This is a genomic window from Alistipes sp. CAG:268 (assembly GCA_000434235.1).
GTDB classification, from domain to species: Bacteria; Bacteroidota; Bacteroidia; order Bacteroidales; family Rikenellaceae; genus Alistipes; species Alistipes avistercoris.
The window spans coordinates 14398-24705 of record FR892021.1; the positions used below are offsets into that span (position 1 = coordinate 14398).

Consider the following 10308-nt stretch of genomic DNA (forward strand, 5'->3'; position numbering starts at 1 on the left):
CGAGACGCTCTTCATCGACGACGGACAACGCAACGTCGAGGCGGCCCGGCAGATGGGCTTCGCGGTCTACATGCCGGCTCCGGGCGAAGATTTCACCCACCTGCTGGAGAGCCTCTGCGAAGCCTGAGGTCCGATACCCCACACCCGTGCGGGGAATGTTTCGCGGGAAAAGTTTGCCGGAACGGAAAAAAGCGGTATCTTTGCACACCCGGCGGCCGACCGGTAGCCGGAAGATTCGGGGTGTAGCGCAGTCCGGTTAGCGCACCTGCTTTGGGAGCAGGGGGTCACAGGTTCGAATCCTGTTACCCCGACAAAATGAAAGCCAGCCGTTTGCAGCGATGCAGACGGCTGGTTCGCTTTTGGTCCGGCCCATGCCGGGCGGGGAAAGGCAAGTCACCGGCAAGAACGGATGCGGACGGCCGGACAGAATGGCCGGACACACAAAATCTCATGCCCGGAGCTGCGGCCAGCCACAATGGCCGGACGTAAACCGCCCCATGCAGCCGGGCTCAATGGCCCGCCATGCGCGCCACAGCATGGGCCCATGCCGAACGGAAAAAGGCCGCAGGCAGAAGCTCGTCGTAGACCAGCCGGTGTTTCCACCGGCTCCGCCACCAGCGAAGCAGCCGCCCTCGAAGCGGTGGCGGCGACACGTCGGGACGCCGCATGGCCTCCTCCAACACCCTGCTCTCAAGCGCTGCACTGCACACGGCCGGCGGGACCGCCGCGGCGTCGAGCCCCAGATGACCGACACACAGCGCATCGAGGCAGTCGAGAAACCGCTCCATCCGCAGACTCCGCGCCTGCTCCGCAAAAACAGCCCAATCGATCTCTTTCCCGCACCGGTCCAGGAACTGCCGCCAGTCGGCCAAGTGGCGCAGGCCGAACCCTGCCGCGGCGAAATGCACGGCGGCATGCCGCAGCAGATGGAGCGCCCCGAACTGCGGCGAGGGCAGCAACACCCGCTCCCCGCCGACATCGACCGCTTCCGGGCCCGACACTGCCAGGCGTTCCAACAGCGGTTCGAGCCGCACATTCGAGGCATGGGTCCGCGGATCGAAAAAGCAGGCGTGGTTCTCAACCGCCACCCTGCCGATCCGGAAGGTCGTGTGGTGGCCGTCGAAGGCACGTTCCGGGGGGCCGAACCGCTCCGCAAGGCAACGGTCCGCTTCGCGCCGGCGGCCGAAAAACCAGACATCGACATCGCCGCACGGACGAAGAGCCGGCACGGGATAGAGCCGGCTCAATCCGTAGCCCTTGAGCAGCAGCATCGGCAGTCCCTCTTCACGTGAGAGCGCAGCCAGCCGCACGACGGCATCGCGTTGCGCAAGCCATCGCTTCTCCAGCTGCTGCACGTGGCAGGCCCATGCCAGCCGTACCTCCCGGGGCGGAGCGGCGGCACCGGACAAACGGCCGACCACGGGCCACACCACGCCGGCCACCCCGTGTGCGGCCGCCAGGCGGAACATGCCGTGCCACCACACGGCGGCTTCGCCCGGCCGGAACCCGTCCCCGGAAGGTTCCGTACCGACCGCCGTGCGCTGCAATGCCTCCCGCATCCAGCCGATCAAACACGCTTCGGGTCGCTGCATGATTGAAAAACGGGCAAAAGCCATACCGGATTCGAAAATAAATGGGCCGCTATGTCTTCGAAATTCATAAAAAAGTCGTACCTTCGTAGTCGATCCGGACCCCTTTTTACACAAAATGATCCTCCTGAACGAAAAAAAAGAGTGCTGCGGCTGCGGTGCCTGTGCCGAGAGTTGCCCGGCCCGTTGCATCCGGATGGAGGAGGATGCCGAGGGGTTCCTTTACCCTGCTGTCCAGGCCGACGCCTGCACCGGCTGCGGGCTCTGCGAGCGCATCTGCCCGATGCGCCACCCCGCGCCCGAACACACGCCGTCGGAGGTGTGGGCCGCACGGAACAACGATATGGCCACCCGCACCGGCAGTTCGTCGGGCGGCATCTTCCTGCCCCTGGCCCGCCTCACGCTCCGCAAGGGAGGTCTCGTCTTCGGCGCCGCCTTCGAATCCGATACGTTCGGGGGGGGGACAATCCGGCACCGCAGCGCCACATGCGAGGAGGAACTCGCGGCACTCGCCAAATCCAAATACGCACAAAGCGATACGTCTGGAACCTTCCGGGAGGTAGCCCGCGCCCTTGACCAGGGTCGCGAAGTCCTCTACACGGGTACCCCCTGTCAGATCGCCGGACTGCGGGCCTTTCTGCGCGGCCGCTCCACCGACCGCCTCGTGACGGCCGAATGTCTCTGCCACGGCGTACCCTCCCCGGGCCTGCTGCGCCGTTACCTGCAGGAGCTCACCGGAGGGCGTCCGATTCTCGGCATCGACTTCCGCGACAAGCGCGACGGCTGGCGCAAATACCGCTTCACGGTGCGCACCGCACGCCGCACCTACAGCATCACGGCCCGCAAGGATGTCTATTTTCGGGCATTCCTCGACGACTGGACCCTGCGCCCGAGCTGCTACGCCTGCCCCTTCAAGTCGGGACGGAGCGGCAGCGATCTCTCGCTGGGCGATTTCTGGAACGTCCGGGAGGTCCTCCCCGGATCCGACGACGACCGCGGCACGAGCCTCGTGCTGGCCTACACACAATCGGGAGCCCGCCGCCTGGCCGAACTCTTCGCCGCAACGGATGAATCGGGCCGGCCGGCATTCGACTCGCAGCGCCTCGAATGGGACGGGCGCATCCGCCGGCGCAACGGAGGTTTCAAGACCGAGATCGAAATCCCCGCGGCCCGCACGGCCCTTTTCGACGAGCTGGCCGCATCGGAACGGGTCACCCGACCGCTTTTCCGCCACATCTGGCCCGGACGGATACAACGGCTCAAGCGGCTGCTGCATCGCATCACGGCATACAAGCACCACAGATCCATACATGAAAATCGCATTACTGACCCTGCCGCTCAACTCCAACTACGGCGGCGTTCTCCAGGCCTTCGCGCTGAAGAGCCACCTGACCCGACTGGGCCACGAGGTATGGCTCATCGACAACCGCAAACGCCTCAAACCGGTGAGCAACGCCTTCCTGAAGACCGTCCTGCGCCGGGCCGTGGAGTCGCTCTTCCACCCCAAGGAGATCTTCGCCGAGATGAACACCCTGCTGACGCAGGACTACAAGAAGTCGGAGATTGAGAAATTCATCTACCGCCGCCTCACGCCGAAGACCCAGCCGGTCTTCGACGCTGCGGACTATGCCGAGCTGGCCGCTTCCGGGAACGGATTCGACCTCTACATCGTCGGCAGCGACCAGGTCTGGCGCCCGCGCTACGCAGGCGACCCGGAGCCCTATTTCTTCTCGTTTCTGGAGGGAAGCGGCGCCCGGCGTATCTCCTATGCCGCTTCGTTCGGCGCCGGCGACTGCGAATACACGCGCGAACAGCGCATGCGCTGCGGAGAGCTGCTGGCCGGATTCGAAGGGGTTTCGGTGCGTGAAGACACCGCCGTCGGGCAGTGTCGCGAATACTTCGGCTGCGACCGCGCGGTACACGTGCTCGACCCGGCAATGCTGCTGACGGCCGACGACTACCGCACGCTCTTCACCGCCGGCTCCGCACCAAGCGACACGCTCTACTGCTACCTGTTCCGCGTGAAGCCCGGGGCCAGGCACATCCTGCAGGATTTCGCTGAACGCCACAACCTGCGCGTAGTCCGCACGACGGACCGCCCGAATGCGGCGCGGGGGAAGATGCCCGGCATCGGCGAGTGGCTCGCCGGACTGCACGAGGCGCGCTACGTCATCACGGACTCGTTCCATGCATGCGTCTTCTGCATCCTCTTCCACAAGCCCTTCGCCGCCTACATCAACCGCAGCCGCGGCTCGGCGCGCATCCACTCGCTGTTGAAGCAGTTCGGACTCGAGTCGCGCATCCTCTCATCGGGGCTGCAGGATATCTCTATGCTCGACACGCCGATCGACTGGGAGGCGGTGGACCGGATCCTGGAGCGGCGGCGCGCCGAGTCGTACGCATTCCTCGATGCACACCTCTGCCCGGCATCCGATACGGTAACGGCAGCCGAGCCGGACGGACGGGGGGGAACTGCCAAGGCTCCGGCCGGGCCGGGCCAAGGCTCCGGCCGGAACGGGCAAACGGATCCCCGCGACCAAGGCCCCGCTGCCCGAAATCGTCTGAAGGAGACGTACCGGCACGCCGTTCCGCGCGCCCGGAGGTCGTGCGGAACGGACCGTCAAGCGCCGGCCTCGCGGCTGATGTCCGCCACCGTGGCGCGGACGTAGGCGATCAGGTCCGCCGGTGCGATCTTCAGCTGCAGGCCGCGCACCCCGGCACTGATGTAGATGAACGGCTGGGCTTCGACCGACGCATGGATATAGGTCGGGAAGGATTTCTTCATGCCGATCGGCGAACAGCCGCCGCGGATGTATCCCGTCACGGGCAGCAGCTCCTTCATCGGGATCAGATCCACCTTCTTGTTGCCCGAGACCCGGGCTGCCGCCTTGAGGTCCACTTCGTGGTTGCCGGGAACCACACAGACGAAATAGCCCGTGCGGTCGCCCTTGAGCACAAGGGTCTTGAAGACGCAGGCGATCTCCTCGCCCAGCTGCTCGGCGACGTGTGTCGCCGCCAGATGCTCCTCGTCCACGCGGTAGGGCACCAGTTCGTAGGCGATCTTCGCACGGTCGAGCAACCGTGCGGCGTTCGTTTTCTCTATCTTCGAATGGCTCATATTGTCTCTTTTGTCGTTCGATCTCCCGCAAAAGTAATTTATTTTCGGCGAATCGGTACTTTTTGGCTACATTTGTCCTTATGATGCTCTGCCGGATCATCCTCCTTGCAACAGCCCTGCTGTACGCACTCGGTGCCGCAGCCCAGACCACGCGCGTGCGCGGCCGGGTCACCGACGCCGCCGACGGACATCCCCTGCAGTTCGCCAGCGTCGTCTTCCCCGGCACCACAACGGGAATCACCACCGACGAGAAGGGCATCTACGCGCTCGAGACGCGCGACACCTCGACCCGCGTCCAGGCCTCGATCGTGGGTTACACCCCCGCCACGCAGACGGTCACCCCCGGGGCATTCAACGAGGTGAACTTCGCCCTGCAGGCCGTGGAGTTCGGGATCGACCGGGTGGTCATCACCCCGGGCGACAACCCCGCGCTGCCCATCCTGCGCGAAGCGATCCGCCGCCGTGCGGAGAACGACCCCGAGCAGTACGACACCTACCGGTGCCGCACCTACACGAAGATGGAGCTCGACCTGACGAACATCCGCCCCGGATTCCGCAACAAACGGCTCCAGCGCAACTTCGGATTCGTCTTCGACTACATGGACACCTCGGCGCTCACCGGACAGCCCTACCTGCCGGCCATGATCTCCGAGTCGTCGGCCGACCTCTACCACAGCCTCAGCCCCTCCTTCACGCGCGAGGTGATCCGCGCCAGCCACGTCTCGGGCGTCGAGGACAGCTTCGCCGTCGCCCAGTTCACGGGCGGCATGCACGGCGACGTGAACTTCTACGACCATTTCATCGACCTGTTCGACGTGCGCTTCGCCGGACCGCTCGGTCCGGGCGGCACCTCGTTCTACAACTATTTCCTGGTGGACAGCCTCACGGTCGATGGCCGCAAGACCTACAAGATCCGCTTCCACCCCCGCCGCCTGACCTCGCCGGTGCTCGACGGCGAGCTGCACATCGACTCGGCCAGCTATGCCCTGCGCTCGGCCTCGGCCCGCATGCCCCGGGGCGTGAACGTCAATTGGATCCGCCACCTGCGTCTCGACAACGAGAACAGCCCCACACCGGACGGCCACTGGTTCCGCAACCGCGACCGCGTCTCGGCCGAGTTCTCGCTCACGACGGCCGACTCCTCGAAGCTCGTCTCGTTCATCGGCACGCGCGAAATCACCTATTCGGACGTGCACATCGGCGAGCCGATCCCCGAGGAGGTGCTGCGCATGGACAACCGCGTGGTACTGGCCGACGAGGAGACCAACCGCCGCGACGAGGCCTTCTGGGATTCGGTGCGCCCCTACGCGCTGAGCGACCGCGAACGGGGCATCTACTCGATGGTCGATTCGATCCAGGAGGTCCCGCTCTACCGCAACATCTACACGCTCATCAATACGCTGATCGTCGGTCACTGGAACACGAAGTACATCGGCATCGGCCCCTACTACAAGATGGCCAGTTTCAACCGCCTTGAAGGGTTCCGCATGCAGCTCGGCGGGCGCACGACCACCGAGCTGAGCCGCCGCCTCCGCGACCACCGAGCTGAGCCGCCGCTTCCGCATCTCGGGATATGCGGCCTACGGTACGCGCGACGGACGGTTCAAGGGAGGCGGGAGCCTCGAGGTAGCCTTCAACCGGCAGCTGACGCGCGAGCTGACCCTCTCGGGCCGCCACGACGTGCTGCAGCTCGGCGCCGGAGAAAATGCGCTGACCGAGAGCAACATCCTCTCGTCGATCCTCTCGCGCGGCGACACGCGGCTGTCGATGGTGGACGAAGGCGACCTGGCCTACGAACACGAATGGCACCACGGCGTGACGGCCTTCCTCGGCACACGGCTCAGGAGGATCCATGCCAACCGCTACGTCCCGATGCGCTACCCCGACGGCCGCCCGGCCGGCTCCGTCGCCGACGCCTCGGTACGCGTGGGGCTGCGCTTCGCCAAGGACGAAACCGTCTACCGCCAGCCCTTCGACAAGCAGTCGCTCGGATCGAAATACCCGATCACCACCCTCTTCTTCACGGCCGGCATCCCGGGAATCCTCGACCGAAGCAGCCGCTACTGCCGCATCGAGGGATCGCTCCGCTACCGCCCCGAACTGCCGCCCCTCGGCTACTCGGACCTCACACTGCAGGGCGGTCACATCTCGGGCCGGGTCCCCTACCTGCTGCTCAAGCTCCACGAAGGCAACGGCACCTACTTCTACGACCCCTACGCCTTCTCGTGCATGGACTACTACGAATTCGCCTCCGACACGTGGTTCGCCTGGTTCTACGAGCACCACTTCAACGGCATCCTGCTCGGTCGCCTGCCCCTGATCAAGCGACTCAAGTGGCGCGAAGTGGCCATCTGCAAGGGTGTCTGGGGCACACTCTCCGAACGCAACAACGGCGCACGCCCCGGCTCGGGCGCCCCGCTGCTCTTCCCGCCGGGCATGTCCTCCGTCTCGACGCCCTATGTCGAGGCGGGCTTCGGCATCGAGAACATCCTGCGCATCTGCCGCGTCGATTTCATCTGGCGCCTCACGCACCGCGACCCGCAGCCCGGCGAACGGATCCAGCGCTTCGCGGTCAATCTGGGCGTGCAGCTCAAATTCTGAGGCCCGAAAGTTCAGGGTGTCGGATTTTTAGCTACCTTTGCCCGCTGAAAACGACACGACGATGAAAAAAGCTGCGCTTTTCGACATGGACGGCACGCTGGTGGACAACACCCCGGCCCACATCCGCGCCTTCGAGATCTTCTGCGACCGCTACGGAGTCCGCAACTGGAAAGAACGCCTCTCCCAGGGATTCGGCATGGGCAACGACGACATCATGCGGCTGATCCTGCCCGAGGAGGTGATCGCCTCGCGCGGGCTGCAGGCCCTGGCCGACGAGAAGGAGGCGATCTACCGCGAGATCTACGCTCCGGAGATCCGCCCCGTCGCAGGACTCCGCGACCTGCTCCTCCGCCTGCGTGCGCTGGGCATCCGCTGCGCCGTCGGGTCGTCGGGCTGCCGGGCGAATGTCGATTTCGTGCTGGAGCGCTGCGGCATTGCCGGATTCTTCGACGCCCGGATCTCGGGCGATGCGGTCACGCGCTGCAAACCCGATCCGGAGATCTACCTCAAGGCGGCCGAAGCCCTGGATGTCACCCCGGGCGAATGCATCGTTTTCGAGGATGCCAAGGCCGGCATCGAGGCGGCCCGCCGGGCCGGGGCCGGACGCATCGTCGCGCTGGCCACCACCCTGCCGCGCGAGACGCTGCTTGCGGAGGCGGACGCCGACCGCATCGTCGATGACTTCACGCAGGTCACCGACGCCGACCTGGCCTGACCCACACACGGAAAATAACCCAAAAATACCCTATATCCAATCATGTTCCGCGGATTCCTTACCGTCACGCTGCTGGTCGTCTCCAACGCCTTCATGACGCTGGCATGGTACGGCCACATCGCATTCAAGTCGAAACTCGAGCGCTTCGGCCTGATGGCCATCGTGCTCCTGAGCTGGGGCATCGCCCTGTTCGAATACTGTTTCCAGGTACCGGCCAACCGCCTCGGTTCGGCCGAATTCGGAGGTCCCTTCTCGATCTGGGAGCTGAAGGTCATCCAGGAGGTGGTCTCGCTCTCGGTATTCACCCTCTTCGCGCTGGTCTTCATGAAGTCGGACACGCTGCGCTGGAACCACCTGGCCGGATTTCTCTGCATCATCCTGGCCGTCTATTTCATCTTCCGCAAGTAAACCCGGCAGACTGCCGGTCACAAACACGGTGCGGGGACGGATATCCGTCCCCGCACCGCATCTTTTCCTACGGGAGATTCCCTTTCCCGCCGCTATCCGAACAACGAAAGATAGAACTCCCGGTCGGCGACGTCCGAGACCTTGATCCGCGACTTGAGGCGCGACTTGCGGGCATAGACGTTGGCCACGCTGTCGCGCATGAAGAGGCTGATGACCTGCGGCGAGAAGCCGCCGAAGACGTAACACAGCAGCCGGCAGTCGGACTCCTTCATGGCGGGGAAATCATGTCGCAGGCGCCGCATCGCCCCGTCGTGCACGGCATCGACCATCTGCTCGACCTCGCGCAGCATTTCGCCGCTCTCGGCAAACCCGTCGATGAGCTCCTTCACCTGACGGAACATCACAGCCTGCTGCGAGGTCGTATTCTCCCGCTCGTAAAAGGTCTTCCCGAGCCGGTCCACAATATCGAAGCGCGTGGCGACCAACCCCTTGAGCCGATCCTCGACGATCCGCCGCTGCTCGAGCCGCTCGGACAGACGGCCGTATTCGGCGCGGGCCTCGCGCACGAGCGACAACTGCCTGAGGCTGCGCTCGCGCTGCAGCCGCATCTGCTGCCGCACGACCCAGGCCGCGCCTCCGGCCGCCATCAGCGCCATGGCGGCGATGACCATCTCCCAGCGTCGCCGGCTCCGCATCCGATACTCGGCAAAGGCGGCCCGTTCGCGCAGGAACTCCTTCTCGATCATGCCGGCCGACTGCCTCAAGGCATTGCGGTTGAGCGAGTCGTTCATGAGAATATACCGATGGATGTCGCGCGACGCCTCGCGGTAATGGCCCGCACGGACATTGGCCCGGTAGGCCGTATAGAGCAGTGCGGGCAGGTCATTCGGGTCGCTCGTTCGGCGCTCGGCCTCCTGCAGCGTGCGGAGCGCACTGTCCGGATGGTTCCGAAGCAGCTGGACCCGTGCCCGGGTGGCCAGTCCCGCATGCGTCGTGTCGCCCCGGACCGAAGCCTCGATCCGGCCGAGCAGCTCCTCGGGTATGCGCACCGTATCGGGGATGATATAGAGGCGGGCGAATTTCCCGAGACACTGGCGGGCCAGCGAATCGTCGTGCAGTTCATCGGCCAGGTCGAGCGCCATCGAGCAGCATCGCCGCGCCTGCGCGGGGTCACGCATCCGCAGCGCCGTCTCGGCCATGCCGAGCAGGGCGATGACGGCATCGCGCGAATCTCCGCCCCGGATCACCAGGTCGCGGGCTTCGCGGTAGTAGCGGTGGGCCCGAGCAAAGTTCTGCTCGGCGTGATAGACCTCGCCGATACGCAGATAGAGCAGTCCGAGGTAACGGGGCTCGTCGATGCGGCGCAGTTTCTCCTCGACCTCGAGGTACATGCGGAGCGCCCCCGACTTGTCGCCCCGCTTCCAGCAGGCGCGTCCGCTGTAATAGAGCATCTTGCAATGGTTGCGCAGGTCGTGCTCACGCGGTCCGTAGTAGGCCTCGGCGATGCGCAGCAGCGAGTCGTCGGGCACATCGAGCGCTCCGCGGTCGGCGGCCTCGACATAGAGCAGCGCATAACGGGCACGGCGGGCCTCGCCGCCGAGCGCCTCGGGCGGAATCTCGCGCAGGATGCGCAGGACGCTGTCGGGTTGCGCGGCGACAATCCGGTCGGCGGCATCGAGCATCCGGTCGGTGGTCCGGTCATCCCCCGAACAGCCGGCACAGGCAAGCAGCGCGCCGATCAGGGCAAGCAGGGTTCGTAGCATAACGGTACAGTCAAGGTTTCGAAGGTACGGAATAATCGCGACCCGTGCAAGAGCCGGAGGCGGTTTTGGCGCGAAGGAAACGGCCCCGGGACCCGCAGCGGCGCGATACGCTCC

General features: G+C 65.3%; 7 protein-coding genes, 1 tRNA gene and 2 pseudogenes. 7 read left to right on the forward strand and 3 right to left on the reverse strand.

The window, feature by feature from the left end; translation table 11 throughout:
* The first annotated feature begins 236 nt into the window (after nt 1-236).
* Nucleotides 237-311, forward strand: a tRNA-Pro gene (locus tag QZL63_RS10175).
* 198 nt (nt 312-509) lie between these two features.
* On the opposite strand, the gene QZL63_RS10180 is transcribed toward QZL63_RS10175, so the two are convergent.
* Nucleotides 510-1559, reverse strand: a complete 1050-nt coding sequence (locus tag QZL63_RS10180) for a nucleotidyltransferase domain-containing protein (RefSeq protein ID WP_290586892.1) — start codon at nt 1557-1559, stop codon at nt 510-512.
* A 148-nt stretch (nt 1560-1707) separates the two neighbouring features.
* On the opposite strand from QZL63_RS10180, the pseudogene QZL63_RS10185 reads away from it, so the two are divergent.
* Together QZL63_RS10185 and QZL63_RS10190 are read left to right on the forward strand one after the other, a co-directional pair.
* Nucleotides 1708-2628 (forward strand): annotated as a pseudogene (locus QZL63_RS10185) (Coenzyme F420 hydrogenase/dehydrogenase, beta subunit C-terminal domain); the annotation flags it as partial.
* Nucleotides 2629-2899: 271 nt separating this feature from the next.
* Nucleotides 2900-4258, forward strand: a complete 1359-nt coding sequence (locus QZL63_RS10190; RefSeq protein ID WP_022309194.1) for a polysaccharide pyruvyl transferase family protein — start codon at nt 2900-2902, stop codon at nt 4256-4258.
* On the opposite strand, the gene ybaK is transcribed toward QZL63_RS10190, so the two are convergent.
* Nucleotides 4210-4707, reverse strand: coding sequence for a Cys-tRNA(Pro) deacylase (ybaK, locus tag QZL63_RS10195; protein WP_022309195.1), 498 nt, complete (start codon nt 4705-4707; stop codon nt 4210-4212). The two genes, QZL63_RS10190 and ybaK, sit on opposite strands and share 49 nt — an antisense overlap.
* A gap of 83 nt (nt 4708-4790) precedes the next feature.
* On the opposite strand from ybaK, the pseudogene QZL63_RS11770 reads away from it, so the two are divergent.
* The 4 genes and pseudogenes from QZL63_RS11770 to QZL63_RS10210 all read left to right on the forward strand — a co-directional run.
* Nucleotides 4791-6164 (forward strand): annotated as a pseudogene (locus QZL63_RS11770) (DUF5686 family protein); the annotation flags it as partial.
* A 106-nt stretch (nt 6165-6270) separates the two neighbouring features.
* Complete coding sequence (locus QZL63_RS11775; protein WP_441293905.1) at nt 6271-7308, forward strand: DUF5686 family protein; 1038 nt, start codon at nt 6271-6273, stop codon at nt 7306-7308.
* Nucleotides 7309-7369: 61 nt separating this feature from the next.
* Nucleotides 7370-8023 (forward strand): HAD family hydrolase, encoded by a 654-nt coding sequence (locus QZL63_RS10205; protein WP_022309198.1) that lies wholly within the window; start codon nt 7370-7372, stop codon nt 8021-8023.
* A 42-nt stretch (nt 8024-8065) separates the two neighbouring features.
* On the forward strand, nt 8066-8431 hold the full coding sequence (locus tag QZL63_RS10210; RefSeq protein ID WP_022309199.1) for a DMT family protein: 366 nt from the start codon (nt 8066-8068) through the stop codon (nt 8429-8431).
* A 92-nt stretch (nt 8432-8523) separates the two neighbouring features.
* On the opposite strand, the gene QZL63_RS10215 is transcribed toward QZL63_RS10210, so the two are convergent.
* Nucleotides 8524-10194: a tetratricopeptide repeat protein gene (locus QZL63_RS10215; RefSeq protein ID WP_022309200.1), complete on the reverse strand. Its 1671-nt coding sequence runs from the start codon at nt 10192-10194 to the stop codon at nt 8524-8526.
* Between the last annotated feature and the right edge of the window lie 114 nt (nt 10195-10308).